Source organism: Saccharopolyspora sp. MMCC62, from assembly GCF_057736575.1.
In genome coordinates this window covers 80,533-103,300 of sequence record NZ_JBYKCM010000011.1, presented here as the reverse complement: position 1 = coordinate 103,300, position 22,768 = coordinate 80,533, and the positions used below count along the sequence as shown (strand labels likewise).

21 protein-coding genes and 1 riboswitch are annotated in these 22,768 nt (G+C 74.2%); of the genes, 11 read left to right on the top strand and 10 right to left on the bottom strand.

Going from position 1 to position 22,768, the window contains the following annotated elements; all coding sequences use genetic code 11:
* Nucleotides 1-7: 7 nt before the first annotated feature.
* A complete protein-coding gene (locus tag AC29IT_RS23985; RefSeq protein ID WP_488220169.1) occupies nt 8-1,090 on the bottom strand; it encodes a cobalt-precorrin-5B (C(1))-methyltransferase in 1,083 nt (360 codons plus the stop codon).
* A 23-nt stretch (nt 1,091-1,113) separates the two neighbouring features.
* On the opposite strand from AC29IT_RS23985, the gene AC29IT_RS23980 reads away from it, so the two are divergent.
* Nucleotides 1,114-1,851 (top strand): cobalt-precorrin-6A reductase, encoded by a 738-nt coding sequence (locus tag AC29IT_RS23980; RefSeq protein WP_488220168.1) that lies wholly within the window; start codon nt 1,114-1,116, stop codon nt 1,849-1,851.
* Here the strand turns inward: AC29IT_RS23980 and AC29IT_RS23975 are convergent.
* The 3 genes from AC29IT_RS23975 to cobG are packed head-to-tail and all read right to left on the bottom strand — an operon-like array spanning nt 1,839 to nt 5,268.
* Nucleotides 1,839-3,407 (bottom strand): precorrin-2 C(20)-methyltransferase, encoded by a 1,569-nt coding sequence (locus AC29IT_RS23975; protein ID WP_488220167.1) that lies wholly within the window; start codon nt 3,405-3,407, stop codon nt 1,839-1,841. The two genes, AC29IT_RS23980 and AC29IT_RS23975, sit on opposite strands and share 13 nt — an antisense overlap.
* Nucleotides 3,404-4,051: a precorrin-8X methylmutase gene (locus AC29IT_RS23970; protein WP_488220166.1), complete on the bottom strand. Its 648-nt coding sequence runs from the start codon at nt 4,049-4,051 to the stop codon at nt 3,404-3,406. Before AC29IT_RS23970 ends, AC29IT_RS23975 begins: the two co-directional genes overlap by 4 nt.
* A complete protein-coding gene (gene cobG, locus AC29IT_RS23965) occupies nt 4,048-5,268 on the bottom strand; it encodes a precorrin-3B synthase (protein ID WP_488220165.1) in 1,221 nt (406 codons plus the stop codon). Before cobG ends, AC29IT_RS23970 begins: the two co-directional genes overlap by 4 nt.
* Nucleotides 5,269-5,522: 254 nt before the next feature.
* Nucleotides 5,523-5,654, top strand: a riboswitch (cobalamin riboswitch).
* 123 nt (nt 5,655-5,777) lie between these two features.
* On the opposite strand from cobG, the gene cobN reads away from it, so the two are divergent.
* Nucleotides 5,778-9,392, top strand: coding sequence for a cobaltochelatase subunit CobN (gene cobN / locus AC29IT_RS23960; protein WP_488220164.1), 3,615 nt, complete (start codon nt 5,778-5,780; stop codon nt 9,390-9,392).
* Nucleotides 9,393-9,465: 73 nt separating this feature from the next.
* Here the strand turns inward: cobN and AC29IT_RS23955 are convergent, their stop codons facing one another.
* The gene (locus tag AC29IT_RS23955) at nt 9,466-9,786 is read right to left on the bottom strand and encodes a hypothetical protein (RefSeq protein ID WP_358438588.1); all 321 of its coding nucleotides are present in this window, start codon (nt 9,784-9,786) and stop codon (nt 9,466-9,468) included.
* A gap of 160 nt (nt 9,787-9,946) precedes the next feature.
* On the opposite strand from AC29IT_RS23955, the gene AC29IT_RS23950 reads away from it, so the two are divergent.
* Entirely contained in the window at nt 9,947-10,894 is a 948-nt protein-coding gene (locus AC29IT_RS23950; RefSeq protein WP_488220163.1) for an MBL fold metallo-hydrolase, read from the top strand.
* Between the two features lie 209 nt (nt 10,895-11,103).
* On the opposite strand, the gene AC29IT_RS23945 is transcribed toward AC29IT_RS23950, so the two are convergent.
* A complete protein-coding gene (locus AC29IT_RS23945) occupies nt 11,104-11,319 on the bottom strand; it encodes a hypothetical protein (protein WP_358438594.1) in 216 nt (71 codons plus the stop codon).
* Nucleotides 11,320-11,430: 111 nt separating this feature from the next.
* On the opposite strand from AC29IT_RS23945, the gene AC29IT_RS23940 reads away from it, so the two are divergent.
* The gene (locus AC29IT_RS23940; protein WP_358438597.1) at nt 11,431-12,288 is read left to right on the top strand and encodes a helix-turn-helix domain-containing protein; all 858 of its coding nucleotides are present in this window, start codon (nt 11,431-11,433) and stop codon (nt 12,286-12,288) included.
* Entirely contained in the window at nt 12,285-12,473 is a 189-nt protein-coding gene (locus AC29IT_RS23935) for a DUF397 domain-containing protein (protein WP_488220162.1), read from the top strand. Before AC29IT_RS23940 ends, AC29IT_RS23935 begins: the two co-directional genes overlap by 4 nt.
* A 21-nt stretch (nt 12,474-12,494) precedes the next feature.
* Here the strand turns inward: AC29IT_RS23935 and AC29IT_RS23930 are convergent, their stop codons facing one another.
* Together AC29IT_RS23930 and AC29IT_RS23925 are read right to left on the bottom strand one after the other, a co-directional pair.
* Nucleotides 12,495-13,190: an SDR family NAD(P)-dependent oxidoreductase gene (locus AC29IT_RS23930; protein WP_488220161.1), complete on the bottom strand. Its 696-nt coding sequence runs from the start codon at nt 13,188-13,190 to the stop codon at nt 12,495-12,497.
* Between the two features lie 186 nt (nt 13,191-13,376).
* Nucleotides 13,377-14,324, bottom strand: a complete 948-nt coding sequence (locus tag AC29IT_RS23925) for a helix-turn-helix transcriptional regulator (protein ID WP_358438605.1) — start codon at nt 14,322-14,324, stop codon at nt 13,377-13,379.
* 94 nt (nt 14,325-14,418) lie between these two features.
* On the opposite strand from AC29IT_RS23925, the gene AC29IT_RS23920 reads away from it, so the two are divergent.
* From AC29IT_RS23920 to AC29IT_RS23905, 4 genes are all read left to right on the top strand, one after another.
* Nucleotides 14,419-14,979 (top strand): DinB family protein, encoded by a 561-nt coding sequence (locus AC29IT_RS23920; RefSeq protein ID WP_488220160.1) that lies wholly within the window; start codon nt 14,419-14,421, stop codon nt 14,977-14,979.
* A 58-nt stretch (nt 14,980-15,037) separates the two neighbouring features.
* The gene (locus AC29IT_RS23915) at nt 15,038-16,126 is read left to right on the top strand and encodes a winged helix DNA-binding domain-containing protein (protein ID WP_488220159.1); all 1,089 of its coding nucleotides are present in this window, start codon (nt 15,038-15,040) and stop codon (nt 16,124-16,126) included.
* A 432-nt stretch (nt 16,127-16,558) separates the two neighbouring features.
* On the top strand, nt 16,559-16,753 hold the full coding sequence (locus tag AC29IT_RS23910; RefSeq protein ID WP_488220158.1) for a ferredoxin: 195 nt from the start codon (nt 16,559-16,561) through the stop codon (nt 16,751-16,753).
* Nucleotides 16,750-17,985, top strand: a complete 1,236-nt coding sequence (locus tag AC29IT_RS23905; protein WP_488220157.1) for an NAD(P)/FAD-dependent oxidoreductase — start codon at nt 16,750-16,752, stop codon at nt 17,983-17,985. The genes AC29IT_RS23910 and AC29IT_RS23905 overlap by 4 nt, the downstream gene beginning before the upstream one ends.
* 325 nt (nt 17,986-18,310) lie before the next feature.
* Here AC29IT_RS23905 and AC29IT_RS23900 read toward each other — a convergent pair whose 3' ends face one another.
* A complete protein-coding gene (locus tag AC29IT_RS23900) occupies nt 18,311-18,892 on the bottom strand; it encodes a TetR/AcrR family transcriptional regulator (protein WP_488220156.1) in 582 nt (193 codons plus the stop codon).
* A 103-nt stretch (nt 18,893-18,995) separates the two neighbouring features.
* Between AC29IT_RS23900 and AC29IT_RS23895 the strand changes: the two genes are divergently transcribed.
* A complete protein-coding gene (locus AC29IT_RS23895; RefSeq protein ID WP_488220155.1) occupies nt 18,996-19,319 on the top strand; it encodes a hypothetical protein in 324 nt (107 codons plus the stop codon).
* Nucleotides 19,320-19,507: 188 nt separating this feature from the next.
* Nucleotides 19,508-21,226: a methionine--tRNA ligase gene (metG, locus tag AC29IT_RS23890; protein ID WP_488220154.1), complete on the top strand. Its 1,719-nt coding sequence runs from the start codon at nt 19,508-19,510 to the stop codon at nt 21,224-21,226.
* A gap of 230 nt (nt 21,227-21,456) precedes the next feature.
* Here the strand turns inward: metG and cobA are convergent, their stop codons facing one another.
* Nucleotides 21,457-22,701: a uroporphyrinogen-III C-methyltransferase gene (cobA, locus tag AC29IT_RS23885; RefSeq protein WP_358438627.1), complete on the bottom strand. Its 1,245-nt coding sequence runs from the start codon at nt 22,699-22,701 to the stop codon at nt 21,457-21,459.
* Nucleotides 22,702-22,768: the final 67 nt, after the last annotated feature.

Below are 22,768 nucleotides of genomic sequence, written 5' to 3'. Positions count from 1 at the left end.
GCGCCGGTCAGGCGAACGGGGCGTGGCCGACGAGGGTGCCTGCCCGGTCGATGACCAGGACCTCGACGTCGATCGGTGCGCCGCGGAGGGTGATCAGGCAGAAGTCGCGGGAGCGGGCCGCGATGAGGTCGCCGAGCGGGATGCCCTCGGCCTGGCAGCGGGTGAGCGCGTCCAGCGCCGTGTTGGCGCCGCGGATGCCCGCGGCGAACTCGGCGGAGGCACCCGCGTCCCGCACGATCTCCGCCAGCAGCGCGAAGTTCACCTGGGACCGCTTCGAATGGAGGTCCAGGTGCCCGTCGGCGAGCTTGGCGAGCTTGCCGATGCCGCCCGCGATCGTCAGCCGCGGCACCGGGTGGCGCCGCAGGTACTTCAGCACCGCGCCCGCGAAATCGCCCATGTCCAGCATCGCCTCCGGGGCGAGGCCGTAGGTGCGGTCGACGAGCTTCTCCGAGGTGCTGCCGGTGCACCCGGCGACGTGCTCCAGCCCGGCGGCGCGCGCCACGTCCACGCCGCGGCGGATGCTGTCGATCCACGCCGAGCACGAGTAGGGCACCACCACGCCGGTCGTGCCCAAGATGGACAGGCCGCCGAGGATGCCGAGCCGCGGGTTCCAGGTGCGCCGCGCCAGTTCCTCCCCGTCCTCCACGGCGATCTCCACGACCACGTCCCCGCTGCCGCCGTGCTCGGCGGCGACCTGCCGCACGACGCCGCGGATCAGTTCGCGCGGCACCGGGTTGATCGCCGGTTCGCCCACCGGCAGCGGCAGGCCCGGTTTCGTCACGGTGCCCACGCCCGGCCCGGCGCGGAACACCACCCCGGCGCCGGGTTCGGCGGGGCGGACCGTGGCCGACACCAGCGCGCCGTGCGTCACGTCCGGGTCGTCGCCGGCGTCCTTCACGATCGCCGCCATCGCCGACCCGCCGTCGAGGCGTTCCTTGGCGAGGGCGAACTCGGGACGGTGCCCCTTCGGCAGCACGATGCCCACCGGATCGGGGAACCCGCCGGTGAGCAGCGCCGTGTAGGCGGCGGCGGTGGAGGCGGTGGCGCAGGCACCGGTCGTCCAGCCGTAGCGCAGCGCCTGGCCGGTCACGGCGCACCGCCTAGGCTGGCCGCATGGTCGAGGTGCGGCGGGTGCTGGTGCTCGGTGGCACCGCGGAGGCCCGCGAGCTCGCCGCCCGGCTCGGCGGCGAACCGGCGGTGCACGTGATCTCCTCGCTGGCGGGGCGGGTGCGCGATCCGCGGCTGCCGGACGGCGAGGTGCGGATCGGCGGTTTCGGCGGCGCCGACGGTCTCGCCGCCTGGCTGCGCGCCGAACGCATCGACGAGGTGGTGGACGCGACGCACCCGTTCGCGGCCGCCATGACCGCGAACGCGGTGCGCGCCTGCGCGCTGGCCGGTCTGCCGCTGCTGGTGCTGCGCAGGCCCGGCTGGGAACCGGAACCGCACTGGCACCTGGTGGATTCGCTGGACGAGGCCGCCGCCGCGCTGCCCGGCCTGGGCGAGCGGATCTTCCTCAGCACCGGGCGCCAGGACGTGCACCGGTTCGCGCACCTGGACCTGCGGTTCCTGGTGCGCGCCGTGGACCCGCCGGAACCGCCGCTGCCGCCGCGCACCGAACTGCTGCTGGCCCGCGGGCCGTTCGCGTTCGACGACGAGGTGGCGCTGCTGCGCGAGCACCGCATCGACGTGCTCGTCACCAAGGACAGCGGCGGGCCGATGACCCGCCCGAAGCTGGACGCGGCCCGGCTGCTCGGCGTCACCGTGGTGCTCGTGCGCCGCCCGCCGGAACCGCCGGTGCCCGTGGTCGAGACCGTGGCCGCCGCCGTGGAACGGCTGCGTCACGCCGGATAGCGGCGCGGCGTGAACACCGTCCCGCCGACCGAACGCGTGGTGGACGAGCCGATCAGCAGCAGGCAGCGCATGTCCACATCGGACGGATCGAGCTCGCCGAGCGGCACCACCCGCACCGACTCCTGCGGCCCGCCCACGTCGCGGCCGATCACCACCGGCGTCTCCGCCGAGCGGTGCTCCAGCAGCACGTCGCGGGCGGCACCGACCTGCCAGGTGCGGCTGCGCGACGCCGGGTTGTAGATGGCCATCGCCAGGTCGGCCTTCGCCGCCGCGGCCAGCCGCTCGACGATGACCTCCCACGGCTTCAACCGGTCCGACAGGGACAGCACGCAGTAGTCGTGGCCCAGCGGCGCGCCGATCCGGCTCGCCACCGCCTGCGCCGCGGTGAGCCCGGGCAGCACCCGCACCGGCACCGCGGCGAACCGCTCCTCGGTGGCGACCTCCAGCACGGCGCTGGCCATCGCGAACACGCCCGGATCGCCCGAGGACACCACGACGACGCGGGAACCGCGCCGCGCCAGGTCCAGGGCGAACTCGGCGCGCTCGGCCTCCACCCGGTTGTCCGAGGCGTGCTTGCGCTGCCGCGGGTTCGTCGGCAACCGGTCCAGGTAGGGGCCGTAGCCGACGAGGTCGTCGGCGGCGGCGACGGCGGTGTGCGCCTCCGGGGTGGTCCACTGCGGACCGGCCGGGCCGAGGCCGACGACCACGACCTCACCGGTGCCCGCCGAGGTGCCCGCCGCCGGTTCGGCGGGAGATTCCCGTTGCGCCGCAGCGGAAACCGGCACTCCGGACGCGTCGGTCAGGTTCAGCGGGCTGTCCGCGTTCACCGGGCTCGGCAGCAGCGCCAGCGAGAAGTACGGCACCGACGCCGGATCCACCTCGCCCAGCGGCAGCAGCCGCTGCCGGTCCGTGGTGGCGCGCTCCACGAGGTAGGCCTCGTCGAGCCGGCCCGCCTTCTCGAACGCCGCCTTCACCCCGTCGAAGGTGCGGCCCAGCTTCATGACCGCCGCCGCGTCGGTGCCCGCCAGCTTCTCCGCGAGCACGTCCGGGTCGAGCGTGCCGGGCAGCACCGTCAGCACCTCGTCGCGTTCCGCCAGCGGCCTGCCGAGCATCGCCGCCGCCCCGCTCACCGAGGTCACACCGGGGATCGCGGCCACCTCGAACCGGCCCACCAGGCGCTTGTGCATGTGCATGTAGGAGCCGTAGAAGAACGGGTCGCCCTCGCACAGCAGCGCCACGGTGCGGCCCGCGGACAGGTGCGCGGCGAGCCGTTCGGCCGCGTCGGCGTAGAACTCGTCGATGGCGCCCTGGTAGCCGCCCGGGTGATCGGTCGTCTCGGTCGTCACCGGGTACACCAGCGGTTCCTCGACCTGGCCTTCCCGCAGGTACGGCGCGGCGACGGAACGCGCGATGCTGCGGCCGTGCCGGGCGCTGTGGTAGGCGATCACGTCGGCTTCGCCGATCAGCCGGGCGGCCTTGACCGTCACCAGCTCCGGATCTCCGGGTCCGAGCCCGACGCCGAACAACCTGCCTGCCTGCTCCACGGTGCTGCTCACTCCTGTTCGCTCGCGATCGCGTTGATGGCGGCCACCGCCATCGCGCTGCCACCGCGGCGGCCGTGCACCACCAGGTGCTCCAGCGCCGGGTGGTCGGCCAGTGCCTGCTTCGATTCGGCGGCGCCGATGAACCCGACGGGGAGGCCGAGCACGGCGGCGGGCCTGCCCGCGCCCGCGTCGATCATCTCCAGCAGCCGGAACAGCGCGGTCGGCGCGTTGCCGACGGCGACCACGGACCCCTCCAGCCGGTCCCGCCACAGCTCCATCGCGGCCGCGCTGCGGGTCGTGCCGAGTGCCGCCGCGAGGCCGGGAACGCGCTCGTCGCCGAGGGTGCAGACGATGTCGTTGTCGGCGGGCAGCCTGCGCCGGGTGACGCCCGCGGCGACCATCGCGGCGTCGCAGAACACCGGCGCGCCACCGCGCAGCGCCTCGCGGGCGGCGAGCACCGCGCGCGGCGACCAGGCGATGTCGCGGGCCAGGTCCACCATGCCGCAGGCGTGGATCATGCGGACGGCGACCTGGGCGACCTCCGGTGGCATGCCGTCGAGTTCCGCTTCGGCGCGGATCGTGGCGAACGAGCGGCGGTAGATCTCCGCTCCGTCGCGCACGTACTCGTAGCCGCCGGTGCTGTCTGCGGTGTTCACACTGCCCTCCGTGCCGCGTCGAGCGCGGCGGACGTCTCGCCGGCGGGGCGCCCGCCGACCTCGTAGCCGGCCTCGGTGGCCAGCACTTCCACTCCTGGTCCGGCCGGTCGGCCGCAGCGGCGCGCGCAGCCCGCCCAGTGCACCGGCAGCGGGCCGGGCCGGGTGGTGCGCCGCGCGTCGGCGCGCACGTCGGCGAGGGACTTCGCGCAGCCGGGGCTGCCGGTGCAGGCGGTCACCCCGGCCAGCGGCGCGCCCGGGTCGGTGAGGAACCCGGCGGCGTCCAGCTCGGCGAGCCTGCGCGGTGCCTCGGCCGCGGGGACGTCGGTGAGCAGCAGCGCGCGCCACGGCGTGAGCCGCAGCGGGTGCGGTGCGGCGGTCCGGGCGGCGATCTCCTCGGTCTGCGTAGCGAGCACCGCGATCTGCCCGGCGTCCAGCCGTCCCAGCGGCGCGCCGAGGGCGAGATCGACCCGGTCGTCGGCGCGGGCCAGCACGCCGAGCTCCGCGTGCGTGCGCACCGGATCACCGGGCGCGACCGCGGTTTCCGCCGCCATGCAGGAGAATTCCGCCCGGATGCGGGCGGCGATCCGCTCGGCGCCACCGGGCAGTTCCGCCAGCCGCCAGCTCTCCGCGCCCAGCCGGCCCCGTTCCGCGAGGAACGCGGCGGCCGCGAGCACCGCGGCGCGGGCCGCGTCGGCCGCGGACACCCGCAGCCCGAGGTCGGCCCCGGCGAGCAGCACCGCCACCGCGCCGTCCGCGGGGTGCAGCGCGACGTCCGCGCCCAGCGCGGTCACCTCGCCGCCGCCGTCGTCCGCGGTGAACAGGAACCGCCCGGGCAGCTCCGCCAGCTCCGGGTCGGCGCGCAGCCCCTCGTCCAGCGCCACCGCCACCGCGCGCACGTCCAGCGCGGCCGGGCGGGTGCGCGGCGAGGCGACGACGTTGCGCACCCGCTCGTGCGTCGGCGACGGCAGCAGACCGGCCGCGCCGAGCAGCTCCGCGAACTCCGGCACCGCCGCCGCGGACAGCCCGCGGACCTGGATGTTCGCCCGCGAGGTGAGTTCCCAGCCGCCGTCACCCAGCGCGGCCGCGGTCGCCAGCGCCCGCACCTGCCGCGCCGCGAGCCGCCCGCCGGGCACCCGCACGCGGGCCAGTCCCCCGTCAGCGGCCTCGTGCACCCGCAGCGCGCCGGGGCACGCGTCGGGTCCGGCTCGTCGCGGCACGCTCGTCCCCGCTCTCGTCGATCATGGTCTGGTCCGGAACTCGCAGCGCACGACGCCGCTGTCCGGGGTGCGCGGACTCGGGGGCGCACCGGCGACCGTCGATACTACGTCCCGCCCGGATCACGTCCGCAAAACGCGATGCGCCTCACCGGACGGCCGGACGCGTCGAGTGCGGGATCTCTCGCGCGACCGCACGACCGGCCACTTGACGAACGATCGCCCCGTTGCGGAGAGTTGTCGGCGGCGACGTGCGGAGGAAGCCGGTGCGAGTCCGGCGCGGTCCCGCCACTGTCACCGGGGAGCGAACTCCGAGTACGAGGCCACTGCCCGCGCGCCGCGCGGGTGGGAAGGCACGGGGCGAGCGGCGATCCGGGAGCCAGGACACTCCGGCGCCGCCACCGCCCGGTGCGACACCGGGTGCCGACGACTCCGGGGCGAGGACCCCGAGGAAGGTTGACCATGCGTCCTGCCCGCACGCCCGCGTCCCTGCTCAGCCGGGAGCGTGCCGCATGATCCTGCTGCTGTCCACATCGGACACCGATCTGCTCAGCGCACGCGCCAGCGGTGCGGACTTCCGCCTCGGCAACCCGGCGCGGCTCGGCGTGGACGACCTGCCGCCGCTGCTGGAGGGCGCCGACCTCGTCGTGGTGCGGCTGCTCGGCGGCCGCCGCGCGTGGGAGGAGGGCTTGGACTCGCTGCTCGCCGGACCGCGCCCGGTCGTGGTGCTCGGCGGTGAGCAGGCCCCGGACGCGGAGCTGATGGAGTGCTCCACGGTGCCGGGCGGCGTCTGCTCGCAGGCGCACGGCTACCTCGCGCAGGGCGGGCCGGAGAACCTGACGCAGCTGTTCAACTTCCTGTCCGACACGGTGCTGCTCACCGGCCACGGCTTCGAACCGCCGGTGGAGACGCCGAAGTGGGGCCTGCTGGAGCGGACCCCGCGCCGGACCGAAGGCCCGAAGGTCGCGGTGCTCTACTACCGCGCGCACCACATGGCGGGCAACACCGCGTTCGCGCACGCCCTCTCCGACGCCATCGAGGACGCGGGCGGCCAGGCGCTGCCGGTGTTCTGCGCGTCGCTGCGCGCCCCCGAACCGGGCCTGCTGGACACGTTGCGCGAGGCGGACGCGCTGATCGTGACGGTGCTGGCCGCGGGCGGCACGAAGCCCGCGACCGCCTCCGCCGGTGGCGACGACGAGGCGTGGGACGTGGGCGCGCTCGCCGCGCTGGACGTGCCGATCTTGCAGGGCCTCACCCTGACCTCCAGCCGCGAGGCGTGGGAGGACAACGACGAAGGCCTGTCCCCGCTGGACATGGCCACCCAGGTCGCGGTGCCCGAGTTCGACGGCCGCCTGATCACGGTGCCGTTCTCGTTCAAGGAGAACGACGCCGAAGGCCTCCCGGTGTACGTCGCCGACCCGGAGCGCGCGGCCCGCGTCGCCGGGATCGCGGTGAAGCACGCGCGGCTGCGGCACGTGCCCGCCGCGGACAAGCGCCTGGTGCTGATGCTGTCGGCGTACCCGACGAAGCACTCCCGGATCGGCAACGCCGTCGGCCTGGACACCCCGGCGAGCGCGGTGGGCCTGCTCCAGCGGCTGCGCGAGGCCGGCTACGACATCGGCCCGGTGGACGGCCCGGACGCGCTGCCCGGCGTGGCCGCGCAGGACGGCGACGCGCTGGTGCACGCGCTGATCGCCGCTGGTGGCCAGGACCCGGACTGGTTGACCGAGGAGCAGCTGTCCGGCAACCCGGTGCGCATCCCCGCGAAGCGCTACGCCGACTGGTTCGCGACGCTGCCGCAGGACCTGCGGGAGAGCATCGAGCAGCACTGGGGTCCGCCGCCGGGCGAGCAGTTCGTGGACCGCTCGCACGACCCGGACGGCGAGATCGTGGTGGCCGCGCTGCGCGCCGGGAACGTCGTCGTCGTGGTGCAGCCGCCGCGCGGGTTCGGCGAGAACCCGATCGCGATCTACCACGACCCGGACCTGCCGCCGAGCCACCACTACCTGGCCGCCTACCGCTGGATGACCGACGAGTTCGGCGCGCACGCGATGGTGCACCTCGGCAAGCACGGCAACCTGGAGTGGCTGCCCGGCAAGACCGCGGGCATGTCGGCGTCCTGCGCACCGGACGCGGCGCTGGCGGACCTGCCGCTGGTGTACCCGTTCCTGGTCAACGACCCGGGCGAGGGCACCCAGGCGAAGCGTCGGGTGCACGCGACGCTGGTGGACCACCTGGTGCCGCCGATGGCGCGCGCGGAGAGCTACGGCGACATCGCGAAGCTGGAGCAGCTGCTCGACGAGCACGCGCAGATCTCGGCGATGGACCCGGCGAAGCTGCCCGCGATCCGCAGCCAGATCTGGACGTTGATGCAGGCCGCGAAGCTGGACCACGACCTCGGCCTGGACGAGCGCCCGCACGAGGCCGAGTTCGACGACATGCTGCTGCACGTCGACGGCTGGCTGTGCGAGATCAAGGACGCGCAGATCCGCGACGGCCTGCACGTCCTGGGTGCCGCCCCGACCGGGGAGGCGCGGGTGAACCTGGTGCTGGCGATGCTGCGCGCCCGGCAGGTGTGGGGCGGGCAGAGCGGCGCGCTGCCCGGCCTGCGCGAGGCACTGGGCATGGCGGAGGACGGCAGCGTCGCCCGCGGCACCGTGGACGACGTGGAGACCTCCGCGCACGCCCTCGTCGCGGGCATGGAGGAACGCGGCTGGGAGCTCGGCGCCGTCGTCGAGGTGTGCCGCTCGGTGCTGGGCGACGCGCCGGACGACGTGGTGCGGGTGCTGGAGTTCGCCGTCACCGAGGTGGTCCCGCGGCTGGACGCCACCACCGACGAGATGACCGCGACGCTGCACGCCCTCGACGGCGGCTACGTGCCCGCGGGCCCGAGCGGTTCCCCGCTGCGCGGCCTGATCAACGTGCTGCCGACGGGCCGGAACTTCTACTCGGTGGACCCGAAGGCGGTGCCGAGCAGGCTCGCCTGGGAGACCGGGCACGCCATCGCCGATTCGCTGATCGAGCGCTACCTCGCCGACACCGGCGAGTACCCGCGCTCGGTGGGCCTGTCCGTGTGGGGCACCTCCGCGATGCGGACCTCCGGCGACGACATCGCGGAAGTCCTGGCGCTGATGGGCGTGCGGCCCACCTGGGACGAGGCGTCGCGGCGCGTCAACGGGCTCGACGTGATCCCGCTGGAGGAGCTGGGCCGCCCGCGGGTGGACGTGACGGTGCGGATCAGCGGGTTCTTCCGCGACGCGTTCCCGCACGTGGTGACGCTGCTCGACGACGCGGTCCGCAAGGTCGCCGCGCTCGACGAGCCGGACGAGCAGAACTTCGTGCGCGCCCACGCGCAGGCCGACCTGGCCGGGCACGGCGACGAACGCCGCGCCACCATGCGCATCTTCGGTTCGAAGCCCGGCGCCTACGGGGCCGGTCTGCTGCCGCTGATGGACAGCAAGAACTGGCGCGACGACACCGACCTCGCCGAGGTGTACGCGGTGTGGGGCGGCTACGCCTACGGCCGCGGCCTGGAGGGCACCGAGGCGCGCGGCGACATGGAATCCGCCTACAAGCGGATCTCGGTGGCGGCGAAGAACGTCGACACCCGCGAGCACGACATCGCCGACTCCGACGACTACTTCCAGTACCACGGCGGCATGATCGCCACGGTGCGCGCGCTGACCGGCAAGGCGCCGGCGGCCTACATCGGCGACAGCAGCCGCCCGGACGCCATCCGGACCCGCTCGCTGACCGAGGAGACCTCGCGGGTGTTCCGCGCCCGCGTCGTCAACCCGCGCTGGCTCGCCGCGATGCGCAAGCACGGCTACAAGGGCGCGTTCGAACTGGCCGCCACCGTGGACTACCTGTTCGGCTACGACGCCACGACCGGTGTGGTCGGCGACTGGATGTACGAGAAGCTCGCCGAGACCTACGTGCTGGACGAGGAGAACCAGAAGTTCCTCACCGAGTCCAACCCGTGGGCGCTGCACGGCATCGCGGAACGCCTGCTGGAGGCGGCGAACCGGAACATGTGGGAGTCCCCGAACCCGGAGACGATCACCGCCCTGCACGAGATCTACCTCCAGACCGAAGGCGACCTGGAGGACGGGCCGCAGGGGTCCTGACCTCTCCCCATCGAGGACGGAACGGCCCGCCCGACCGGACGGTCGGGCGGGCCGTTCCGCGCGGGCGATCGGGTCAGCTCTGGCCGATGCCCGAGCCGCCGCCGCTGTCGCCGATGCCGGAGCCGCCGTCACCGCTGTCGCCGATGCCCGACCCGCCATCGCCGCTGTCGCCGATGCCGCCGTCGCCCTGCGCCAGGGCGATCGTGCCCACCCCGCCCGAGCCGGGCACGGTGCCGTCGCTGGTACCGCCGGAACCGGGCGTGGTCTCGTCGGCGTCGCCATTGCCGGGGACGGTCTGGTCCGGCGGCGGGTCCGCCGCCAGCGCCACCGCCGGGGCCGCCACCGCGACACCGCCCGCCAGCACCAGCGCACCGAGGAACTTCTTCACCTGCACGACACGGCCTCCTCACCTGTCCAGGAACTCGGAGCGTAGAGCCGCACGGCGGGTGGTCGGCCGATCTCCGCGCGCGACGGGTATGACTGCGGCCTTCCCCCCACGAACCCGCCCGGAGACGGGTCGAGACGGACTCGGGCCGCCGGTGCACACTGCTCGCATGCACACGAACGACGCGCAGCCCCGCCTCGAACCGCTCGCCGACGGGGTGTGGGCGTGGGTGCAGCCGGACGGGACCTGGTGGGTGAACAACGCCGGGGTGATCTCGGGGGACGACGGGTTGCTCGTCGTCGATACCTGCGCCACCGAGCAGCGCACCCGCCGGTTCCTGGACGCGATCGCCCGCACCGCACCGGATTCGCCGATCCGGTGGGCGGTGAACACCCACGAGCACGGCGACCACTCCTACGGCAACTCGCTGCTGCCCACCGAGACCGTCCTGTTCGGACACGAGCACATGCGGGCCGCACTCGCCGCCGACCCGATGATCGACGGTTGCCCGCCGTTCTGGTCGCCCGTCCCGGACTGGGGGGACGTGGTGCGGCGCGTGCCGTCGGTGACCTTCCGGTCCGAGCTGTCGCTGCACGTCGGCGGGCGCACCGTCGAGCTGCGGCATCCCGGCCACTCCGCGCACACCGGCGGTGACGTGGTGGCCTGGCTGCCGGAGGAACGCGTCCTGTTCAGCGGTGACCTGCTGTTCCACGGCCTCACGCCGCTGGTGTTCATGGGTTCGCCCGCGGGCGCGGCGCGGGCGCTGGACTGGATCGCCGAGTTCGAGCCGCGACGCGTGGTGCCCGGGCACGGGCCGGTGATCGAGGCCGCGGACCTGCCCGCGGTGCTCGCCGCGCACGAGCGCTACTACCGGCTGGTCCTGGAGCTCGCGGAAGCCGGGGTGGCCGCCGGAACCCCGCCGCTGCAGGCCGCGCGGGAAGCGGACCTGGGCGAGTTCGCGGGCTGGGCCGATTCCGAGCGCATCGTGGCGAACCTGCACCGCGCCTACGCCGACCTGACCGGCACCGCCCCCGACATCGCCGCCGCCCTCCGCGAATCCGTGGACTGGCGCGGCGGTCTGATGGAGACCTCCGTCAACGACGCCCCCGCGGGCTGAGGCCGATCCGCTGCCGCGCAACGGGATTCGCCGCGGCGGCGGGCGGACATCGGGGGTGCTCCGCCCGCCGCCGGGGGCAGGCCGGGCCGCCGCGCTCGGGGAGGAGCGCAGGCGACCCGGCCGAGAACCGGCCCGCACCTGGTCGGGGGGTCAGGGGCGCGGACCGGTCCGATCCTCGGACGGTCGGTGCCGAGGGTCGGCTGGACGGCTCAGGACGCCTCGGACGTGGGGCGCGGTTCCCGGCCGTTCACGTCCGACGCGCACGGGTCGCACATCCCGCGCGGCCGCTCCGGGCGGCCGAGACGGCGGTGCACGCGGCCGCGGATCACGTGGCCGCAGCGGGCGATCGGCCGTGGACCACCGGTGCGCAGCTCCACCACGTGCCACACCGATTCCTGCTCCGAGGCCATGAACACCCGTGCCACCGATCGCCTCCGCCCGTTGCGCCTACAACCATGATCGACGTCTAATAGACGTTTCTCAATTCCACCTTCGAGTGATGATCGAACAATTCCGCGCTGGCTAGTATTTGTCACATGCCTGCAGACACCAGCGGTATAACCCCCCGCGCCCGCGCACTTTCCTCCGCAATCAGATCCGTGCGCGAGAAATCCGGAATCAGCGGCCGAGAATTGAGCAGCAGACTGGGAGTCAGCCACGGCACGGTGTCGCACTGGGAGACCGGGCGGCGAGTGCCGACACCCGAGGACGTCGCCGGACTGCTCGGCGCCGCCGGGGTGACCGGCAAGGAGCGGCAGCGCCTACTCGAACTGGCCCGGCACGCCAGCGAACCGAACTGGCTCACCGTCGGCATGCCGGGAATTCCGCAGCAGCTCGCGGGAGCCGTGGAATGCGAACGGTCCGCTTCGGCGATCGTCGAGTGGGCGCCGATGGGATTACCGGGACTCCTCCAGACCGCGGATTACGCGCGATCGATCGCCACGTCGAGCGGCATGGACCGGCAGGAGATCGAGCGCCGGGTCACGATTCGCATGGGCCGGCGCGAAGTCGTCACCAGGCGCTCGCCCGTCCACCTCACCGCGCTGATCGGCGAGGACGCGATTCGGGACAGAATCGGAAATGCCGAGACGATGCTCGACCAGTTGCAGCACCTGCTGGAATTCGCCCGCCGCGACAACATCGCGATCCAGGTCGTCCGGCGGTGCACCGGCTGGCATCCCGGAGTGGCAGGCCCCTTCGTGCTCTACGAATTCCCGGATTCACCCGACGTGGTGCACTTCGAGCACTACAGCTCAGGCGCATTCGTTCCCGACGAGGACGATGTGCAGGCCTATCATTCCGCCGTTCGAGTGATCAAGAAGGTTGCGCTGGACCAAGAGGAGACGATCAGATTCATCGAGCTGATCATCGATGAGAAGGAGCAGGCGGCATGACATCGCAGCACTGGCGCACCTCTTCCCGCAGCCAGCCGAACGGGAACTGCGTGGAGGTGGGGCGGGTGGACGGGCGGCCCGCCGTCCGCGACACCAAGGACCGATCGGCCGGATACGTGCTGACCGCTCGTCTCCGGTGGACCGAGTTCCTCACCGCCGTGAAGACCGGCCGCTACGACCGCTGACCCCACCGGCGGCCGGAGGGGTCACCAGCCGAGCTCGCCGTCCAGCTCCTGGAAGGTGCCGGTGGGCCCGTCCGGCCCGGTGGTCGCCATCCGGACGACGACCTCGGCGCTCTCCTCGACGGGACGGCCCCCGCCGACGGCGGCGGTGAGGTCGGTGGCGGTGAAGCCGGGGTCGACCGCGTTGAACCGGATCTCCGGCACCGCCTTCGCGTACTGGACGGTCAGCATGGACACCGCGGCCTTCGTCGCCCCGTAGACCACCGCGGGCACCCGGGATTCGACGCGCTCCGGGTCCGCGGTGGCCGTGAACGAGCCGAGCCCGCTGGACACGTTCACCACCACCGGGTTCGCGGACCGCCGCAGCCACGGCAGCGCGGCCTGGGTTACGCGGAGGACGCCGACCGCGTTGGTGTCGAACTGGCGCAGCGCGTCCGGGCCGGTGATCCCGTCGACTCCGGGCGTGCCGGCGACACCGGCGTTGTTGATCAGCACGTCGAGCCGCCCCTCCGCCGCCCCGACCTCGGTGAGCGCGGCGGCGACCGAGTCGTCGTCGGTGACGTCGAGCCGCACGGACCGGGCGCCCAGGTCGGCCGCGGCCCGCGCACCCCGCTCCGGATCGCGGGCTCCGATGTGGACGGTGTGGCCCGCGGCGAGCAGCCGCCGCGCCACCTCGTACCCGAGCCCCTTGTTCCCCCCGGTGATCAACACGATGCCCACCGCGCGCCCTCCTCGCCCCGTCGTCCGCCCCCACCCTCCTGCATCACCGGGTGAACGGCCCGACCCGCCCGACCACACCGGTCCACCAGGCGCCCGGGCGAGCACCGCGCTCGGCCGCGCGGCGAGTTCCGGGCCCACCGTCGAGTACCACCGCGTCGTGCCACGCCCCGGGAAGCAGGTCGGTGGCTAGTCGATCGCCGCCGCGCAGCGGCGGCCCAGGTCGGCGACCGCGGCGCGCAGCTCCGGCGGCCCGACCACCTCGAAGTCCACGCCGAACCGGCCGATCGCGGCCGCCAGCCCCGCCCACGACCACGAACCGGCCAGCAACCGGCACCGGCCCTCGTCCAGCGGCTCCACCAGGTCGTCGGACAGGAACTCGGCGACCTCCTCCGCGGGCCGGTGCACCACCACCTCGCCGCGGCACGGCCAGCCCTCGGCGCCCCGGAACTTCTCGGTGATGAACCGCGCCACGTCGCCCCCGGGCACCTCGCGCGGGGTGAACCGCGGCCCGGTCGGCGTGCGGGGCGCGATGCGGTCGGCGCGGAAGGTGCGCCAGTCGGCCCGGTCCAGGTCCCACGCCACCAGGTACCAGCGCCCGCCCCAGGTGATCAGGTGGTGCGGCTGCACCCGCCGCGGCGGCCCCTCCCGCCTCGGGTGCGAGTAGTCGAAGCGCAGCTCCTCCCGGGCGTGCACCGCCGCGCCCAGCGCCACCAGCACCCCGCGCTCCACCCGCACCCGCGCCTCCGGCGGCGCCACCGCGGTCACCTGGAGCGTGTCCACCCGGTGCCGCAGCCGCGCGGGCAGCACCTGCCGGATCGTGTGCAGCGCCCGCTCCGCCGCCTCCTCCACCCCGGCCCCCGAGGTGGTGGCGAGCTGGAGCGCCAGGGTGAGCGCCACGGCCTGGTCGTCGTCGAACAGCAGCGGCGGCAGCTCGCTGCCCGCACCCAGCCGGTAGCCGCCGTCCGGCCCCTTGCTCGCCGCGATCGGATAGCCGAGCTCCCGCAACCGGTCCACGTCGCGGCGCACCGTGCGCGGGCTGACGTCGAGGCGTTCGGCGAGCAGCGCGCCCGGCCAGTCCCGGCGGGCCTGCAACAGGGACAGCAGCGACAGCAGTCGCGCGGAAGTCTTGGGCACGAGTTCCATCCTGCCCGAAGAAGCGGACGCACCCTGTCCGCTACCGGTGCCAAGGTGGGGACCACAACGACGGAGCACGACCGGAAGGACCACCGTGACCACCACCCTCGACGCCGAGCGCACCGACCTGCTCGCCCAGCTCGACGCCGCCCGCAAGGCGCTGATCACCACCACCGACGGGCTGGACGACGAGCAGCTCGGGCTGCGACCGACGGCCAGCGAGCTGTGCCTGGGCGGCCTGATCAAGCACGTGGCGTCCGTGGAGGCGAACTGGCTGCGCTTCATCCTCGAAGGCACCTCCGCGATGGTCGTCGAACTGCCCGACGGCGTCACCTGGGAGGACCTCATGGCGGGCACGGCGACGACGCTGCCGCAGCGCATGATCGAGTTCCGGGAGGAGTTCCGGATGCAGCCCGAGGACACCCTCGCCGGCATCCTCGCCCGCTACGCGGAGGTCGCCGCGCGGACCGCGGAGGTCGTGTCCTCGCTGCCCGACCTGAACGTCGCGCACCCGCTGCCGGAGGTGCCGTGGAACCCGCCGGGCGAGGTGCGCAGCGCCCGCCGGGTGCTGATGCACGTGATCGCCGAGACCGCGCAGCACGCCGGGCACGCCGACATCCTGCGCGAATCCATCGACGGCCGCCGCGGATTCTGATCACCCCGCCGGCGCCCGCTCCCGGGCGGGTGCCGGCCCGGCCACGAACAGGACTGGGATGACCGTTCTCGGGACCCGCGCGCTCAACCGCGCGGCGCTCGCCCGGCAGCTGCTGCTGGACCGCGCCGACCTGCCGGTGGCGGCGGCGGTGGCGCACCTGTGCGGGATGCAGGCGCAGGAACCGCAGGCCCCGTTCGCCGGATTGTTCGCGCGGCTGCGCGACTTCGACCCGGCGGAGCTCTCGGACCTGCTGGTGCGGCGGCGGCTGGTGCGCGCGCACCTGATGCGCCGCACCGTGCACCTGCTCACCGCCGAGGACGCGCTCGCCTGGCGGTCGCGGCACGACGCGATGCTGCGGCAGCGCGGGCTCTCGGCCTACCGCCGCGACTTCGCCGGGATCGACCTGGACGAGCTGGCGGCCGCGGGCCGGGCGGTGCTCGCCGACGGCGAGCCGCGGACGATGGCCGAGCTCGCCGCGGAGCTCACCGACCGGTGGCCCGGCCCGTCCCGGCGAGCGCTGGGCGAAGTGCTGGTGGCGGCGCTGGTCCCGACCGTGCAGCTGCCGCCGCGCGGGCTGTGGCGCAGCAGCGGCGGGGTGCGGGTGGTGCCGCTCGCGGACTGGCTGGGCCACGAGGCCGATCCGCAGGCCCCGCCCGGCTCCGATCCGGTGGGCCGGGAGCTGGTGCGCCGCCACCTGGCCGCGCACGGCCCGGCGGCGACCGCCGACGTGCGCGCCTGGTGCGGGCTCGCCGGACTGCCGGGCGCGGTGGCCGAGCTGCGGGAGGAACTGGTGTCGTTCCGCGACGAGCGCGGCCGGGAACTGCTCGACCTGCCGGACGCGCCGCGCCCCGATCCGGACGTGCCCGCGCCGGTGCGGTTCCTGCCCGCGTTCGACAACGCGGTCCTCGGCTACCAGGACCGGAGCCGGATCGTGGCGGACGAGCACCGCGGCCTGTCCGTCGCGGGCGAGCGGCTGGTGCTGGTGGACGGCCGGGTCGCGGGCACCTGGCGGGCCGATCCGGCGGCGCTGCGGGTCGAGCCGCTGCGCCGCTTCACCCGAGCGGAGCGCGCCGAGGTCGCCGACGAGGCCCGGCGGCTCGCCCGGTTCCTCTCCGACGGGGAGCGGGAGGACGTGCGGATCTGCTGAGCCGGCCCGCCGACCGGCTGCGCACCGACCCCGCGCCGCTGCCGGGCACCGTCGAAGAACTGCGGCACGTGCACGGCATCGTGCGCACCGGGCCGCGCCGGGCCGTCGTCGCCGACGTCGAGATCGGCGGGCGGTTGCTGCGGGCCGGGGGCCCGTTCCCGCGGGCGACCACGACGAGGAGGCCCACCCGGCCCGGAGGTGATCGACCGGGCCCGCGGGGACACCCGCCACCTCGTGTTCGGCTTCGGCGTGCACCAGTGCCTCGCCCGCGTCGAACCGCGGATCGCGCTGCGCGTGCTGCCGGCGCGGTTCCCCGGGATGCGGCGTGCCGGTCGGGGACATCGGGTTCCGGCGGGACATGTTCATCCACGGCTGCCGCGAACCGCCCGTCACCTGGTGACGCCGGAACCCGTTGAGGAGTAAGGAGGGAGCATGGAGATCACGATCGACGAGGACGGCTGCTGCGGCGCGGGCCAGTGCGTGCTGACCGCACCCGAGGTGTTCGACCAGCGCGACGAGGACGGCGTCGTGGTGCTGCTGGACGCCGCGCCCCCGCCCGAGGTGCACGAGGCGGTCCGGCAGGCCGCGGCGGTGTGCCCGGCAGCGGTGATCCGGGTCCACGCATGAGCGCCGGTCGCATCGCGGTGATCGGCGCCTCCGCGGCCGGGCTCACCGCCGCCGAACAGCTGCGGCGCAGCGGCTGGGACGGGGAGATCGCGCTGGTCGGCGCGGAACCGCACCTGCCCTACGACCGGCCGCCGCTGTCCAAGCAGGTGCTCGCGGGCGCGTGGGAACCGGACCGCACCGGGCTGCGCGCCGCCGACGCCCTCGCCGGGCTCGACCTGGACCTGCGGCTGGGCACCCGGGCGACCGGGCTGGACGTGGCGGACCGCCGGGTGCTGCTCGGCGCGGACGCGCTGGACTGCGACGGGGTGGTCATCGCGACCGGTGTCGCGGCCCGCGCGCTGCCGGAGCAGTCACCGGGCGCGCACGTGCTGCGCACCCTCGACGACGCGCTGGCGCTGCGCGCCCCGCTGGCGGTCCCCGGGCGGCGGCTGGTCGTCGTCGGCGCCGGGGTGCTCGGCGCGGAAGTGGCCGCGGTCGCCCGCGAGCTGGGCCACGAGGTGGTGCTCGTCGCGCCGGAGCAGGTGCCGATGGAACGCGCGATCGGCGCCGAGGCGGGCGCACTGCTGGCCGCCGCGCACCGGGCGCACGGCGTCGACCTGCGGCTCGGCGAATCCGTCACCGGTCTCGTGCACGAGGAGGGCCGCACGGTCGGAGTCCGGCTGGCGGGCGGCGAGGAGATCACCGGGGACGCGGTGCTGGTCGCGATCGGTTCCCGACCGGCCGTGGACTGGCTCGCGGGCAGCGGGCTGGACGTCGCCGACGGCGTCGGCTGCGACGAGTTCTGCGCGGCCGCGCCCGGCATCTACGCGGCGGGGGACGTGGCGCGCTGGCCGCACCCGGTGCTCGGCCGCGCCCTCCGGGTGGAGCACCGGATGAACGCCACCGAGCAGGGCATGGCGGCCGCGCGGAACCTGCTGGCCGAGCTCGCGCCGGACCGCTTCGGGGAGCGCAGCCCGTTCGCCCCGGTGCCGTACTTCTGGTCCGACCAGTACCGGTTCAAGGTGCAGGCGTTCGGCGACCTGGACGCCCCCGACGAGGTGCGGCTGCGCGTGCTCGACGGCACGGATCCGGCCGCGCCGAAGGCCGCGGCCCTCTACCGGCGCGGCGGTGCGGCCTGCGGCGCGCTCACCATCGGCGTGCCCCCGAAACCGACCCGCGCACTCCGCACCCTGGTAGCCACCCCGCACCCGTGGGACGAAGCCGCGACCGCGCTCCAAACCCTGCCCACCTGACCCGACCGATCCAAATCACCCCAGGTGAGTGGCCCACCCGACCAATGCGACTGGGCCAGTGGGCCACTCACCCCACGTCGACGACGACGAACACCGCGCGCCCACCCCAGGTGAATGGCCCACTCGACCAACGCGACTGGGCCAGTGGGCCATTCACCTCACGTCGACGACGACGAACACCGCGTACTCATCCCAGGTGAATGGCCCATTCGACCAATGTGGCCGGGCAGGTGGGCCATTCACCTCACGTTGACGACGACGAACACGGCGTGCTCACCGCAGGTGAATGGCCCACCCGACCAGTACGGCTGGGCAGGTGGGCCGTTCACCTGGCGTTGAGGACGGCGAGCATGGTGTGGCGGGCGGTGGCCGTGACGTCGGCCGGGTCGCGCCGCCGCTGGACCTGCAGCGGGAAGCGCAGCGACCAGCCGGAGGCGATCTCCAGCACGTCCAGCAGGCGCTCGGCATCGGCGCTGACCGCCAGCTCCGGCGCGAACACCTCGGCGAGCTGGCCGCGCAGCAGGTCGTCGACGTCCAGCGCGGGCGCGTCCGGGCTCTGCCACAGCGCCACCACCCGCACCCGAGCCATGAGCGCGAACACCGCCTCCCGCTGCGCCAGCACCCGGTCCAGCCGGTCCGCCAGCGGCAGCTCCGCCGGGATCGGCGCCAGCTCGGCGGCGATCCGGTCCCGCTGGTGCTGCCCGGCGGCCGTGCGGAGGTCGTCGAAGTCCCGGAAGTGCGTGAACACGCTGCGCTCCGACACGCCCGCCCGCTCCGCGATGCCGCGCGCCGTCGGCGAGTACTGGCCCTCGTTGATCGCGCCGAGCAGCGCGTCGATGATCGCCTGCCGAGTCCACTGCGGATTCCGGACCCGGCGCCGCCGCCCGTCCTGCTGCTCCTCGTCCACCGCGACATTCGACCACGTCCCACCCGCGCGGAGCCGCCGCAGTCGCGAATCCCTCCGGGCCCATCGACCGAGCCGCCCGGGCCGGGCGGTCGAAGCCGGGCGCGTGCCCGCAGCCCGACGCCGGCGGTCCTGCCCGCACCTGAGCAGGAGGCCGCCGCCGCCCGGCGGGACGGTCGCAGCACGCCGAGGAGGCACCACGACCGAGCAGCACCCCACCCCCGACGACACCGTCGTCGACTGGTTCGAACGCGGCCTGCTGCGGGACGGCGAGCGGGAGGCGCACGAGCTGTACGCCGAGTACCTCGCGCACGTCCGCGACCGGCGGCAGCCCCCGGTGTCCCGCGACCGGTTCGTCGCCGACCTCGGCCACCTGGGCGCCCGGGAGATCCGGCAGCCGGGCGCGCCGTCCTTCCTCGTGCGGGACTGAACCGCGCCCGCCCGGCCCGGACACCCCCTCGCGAACCGCGTCCGGCCGGGCGAGGGCGAGCCGTGCCGACGATCCCGTGCCGGTAGCATCTCCCTGGTCAACGGTGTTCGTCAGCACCTGTGCGCGCGCCGGCGTCGGCCGGATTCCGCGGGGTCTGCACCGAAATAACGCTATTGGAGCATTCTCGAATGACCCGCCACCTGGTAACCAGTGCGCTCCCGTACATCAACGGCATCAAGCACCTGGGCAACATGGTCGGCTCCATGCTCCCCGCCGACGTCTACTCCCGGTACCTGCGCCAGCGGGGGCACGAGGTGCTCTACATCTGCGCCACCGACGAGCACGGCACCCCGGCCGAGCTGGCCGCCGCCGACGCCGGGCTGCCGGTGGCGGAGTTCTGCGAGCAGCAGCACCGGGCGCAGGCCGAGATCTACCGCGGTTTCCAGCTGTCCTTCGACCACTTCGGCCGCACCTCCTCGGAGCAGAACCGCGAGATCACCCAGCACTTCGCGCGGAAGCTGCACGAGCACGGCTTCATCGAGCAGCAGTCGATCCGGCAGGTCTACTCGGCCGCCGACGGCCGGTTCCTGCCGGACCGCTACATCATCGGCACCTGCCCGCACTGCGGCTACGAGAAGGCCCGCGGCGACCAGTGCGAGAACTGCACCCGGGTGCTGGACCCCACCGACCTGGTGGAGCCGCGGTCGGCGATCAGCGGCAGCACCGAACTCGAGGTCCGCGAGACCAAGCACCTGTTCCTCACCCAGTCGAAGCTCACCGACGAGGTGGAGGGCTGGCTGGACGAGGTGAGCGCCGAGTGGCCGAACCTGTCCTCCTCCATCGCCCGGAAGTGGATCACCGAGGGGCTGCGGGACCGCTCCATCACCCGCGACCTCGACTGGGGCGTGCCGGTGCCCGCCGACACCTGGCCGGAGCTGGCCGCCGAGGGCAAGGTCTTCTACGTCTGGTTCGACGCGCCCATCGGCTACATCGGCGCCACCAAGGAGTGGTCGGACCTCGCGCCGGCCGAGCGGGACTGGAAGTCCTGGTGGTACGAGGCCGAGGACGTCACCTACACCGAGTTCATGGCCAAGGACAACGTCCCGTTCCACACCGTCATGTTCCCGGCGACCGAGCTGGGCACCCGCGAGCCGTGGAAGATGGTCGACTTCGTCCAGTCGTTCAACTGGCTGACCTACTACGGCGGGAAGTTCTCCACCAGCGACCAGCGCGGGATCTTCACCGACCAGGCGCTGGAGCTGCTGCCCGCCGACTACTGGCGCTACTTCCTCATCGCGAGCGCGCCGGAGTCCGACGACTCCTCGTTCTCCTGGGAGCTGTTCGCCTCGGTGGTGAACAAGGACCTCGCCGACACCCTCGGCAACTTCGTGAACCGGGTGTTGTCGTTCTCCCGCAAGCGGTTCGGCGACCAGGTGCCCGCCGGGGACGCGGCCGGGGAACCGGAGCAGCGGCTCGCCGCGGAGATCGGCGGGCTGCTCGTCGACTACCAGACCCACCTGGAGGCCAAGCAGTTCCGCAAGGCCGCCCAGGCGCTGCGGTCGATGTGGAGCGCGGGCAACTCCTATCTGGAGGAGAAGGCGCCCTGGATCCAGATCCGCACCGACCAGGACGCGGCCGCGCTGACGCTGCGCACCGCGATGAACCTGATCTACCTGTACGCGGTGGTGTCCGAGCCGCTGATCCCGGGCGCGGCGAAGGCGATGCGCGCGGCGTTCGCCTCCGACGACCCGCAGCGCAGCTGGGTGTCGGTGGAGGAGGCGCGGTCCTTCGAGCTCGTCCCGGCGGGCACCGACTTCACCATCCCGCCGGTGCTGTTCGCGAAGGTCACCGAGGACGACCTGGAGAGCTATCGGGCCCGCTTCGGCGGCGCCCCCGACGAGAGCTGATCCGCGCATGAACGGCCCACCTGCCCGGCGGTACCGGGTGGGTGGGCCGTTCGCCTGCGGTCAGCGGCCTTCGGGCGTCGGCGGCGTCGGGGCGTCGGCGGCCCTCGGACGTCAGCGGCCCTCGGGCGTCGGCGGTGTCGGGACGTCAGCGGCCCTCGGGCGTCAACGACCTTCGGACATCAGCAGCCTTCCGGCGTCGACGACCTCCGCGCGTCGGCGGCGTTCGCGTCTCAGCGGCGTTCCGGCGGGGTGAGGTCGGCGACCGGGCCGACGATGATCACCGCGGGCGGCGCGATCTCGTGGGTGCGGACCGCGTCGGCGGCCGCGGCGAGCGTGGTGCGCACCGTCCGCTGGGTGCGGGTGGTGCCCTCCTGCACGATCGCGACCGGCGACTCCGGGTCGCGGCCGTGCTCGACCAGCACCGCCGCGAACTCGCCGATGCGCTTGACCGCCATCATCAGCACCAGCGTGCCGCGGAGCCGCGCCAGCGCGGGCCAGTCCACCAGCGAGGTCTCGTCGTGCGGGCCGACGTGCCCGGAGACCACCACGACCTCGTGCGCCACCCCGCGGTGCGTGACCGGCACGTCGGCCGCGGCGGGCACGGAGAACGCGCTGGTGATGCCGGGGACCGAGGTGACCGGCACCCCGGCCGCCACGCAGGCCAGCAGTTCCTCGTAGCCGCGGCCGAACAGGTACGGGTCGCCGCCCTTGAGGCGCACCACGAACTTCCCGGCGCGCGCATGCTCCACCAGCAGCTCGTTGATCACGTCCTGGTTGGCGGCGCGGCCGTACGGGATCTTCGAGGCGTCCACGACCTCCACGTGCGGGCCGAGCTCCTCCAGCAGTTCGCGCGGCGCCAGCCGGTCGGTGATCACCACGTCGGCCTGGCCGAGCAGCTGCCTGCCGCGCACCGTGATCAGGTCCGGGGCGCCCGGTCCGCCGCCGACGAGCGCGACGCCCGCCGCGGGCCGTTCCGCGTGCTCGTCCACGACGCCGGAGCGCAGCGCGCCGACCAACGCGTCCCGCACCGCGGCGGAACGCCGGTGCGCTCCCCCGGCCAGCACCCCGAGCAGCAGCCCGCCGTGCTCGGCGACGGCCGGGGTGACGGCGGTGCCCTGCGCGGCGTCGTCGGCGCGCACGCAGAACACCCGGCGGCGGTCGGCTTCGGCGGAGACGGCCGCGTTGACCTCGTGGCCCGTCGCGCACGCCACCGCGTACCAGGCGCCGTCCAGGTCGCCGTCCGCGTACGGCCTGCGGTGCCAGGTGATCTCCCCGGACTGCGCCATCGCCTCGACCGCGGGCGTGGCCTCCGGCGAGATGACCTCCACCAGCGCGCCCGCGCCGATCAGCCGGGGCACCCGCCGCTGCGCGACGCCGCCCGCACCGACCACCACCACCCGCTTGCCGGTGAGGTCGAGTCCCGCGAAGTAGTGGTGTTCGCCCGAGGTGTGCTGCGCAGATGAGTGCGTGGTCATGCCGTCCGTCGTTCGTGTCGATGTTCACCGCGGCGCCGTCGCCGTGGCCTGAGCGGGGGACGCCGCT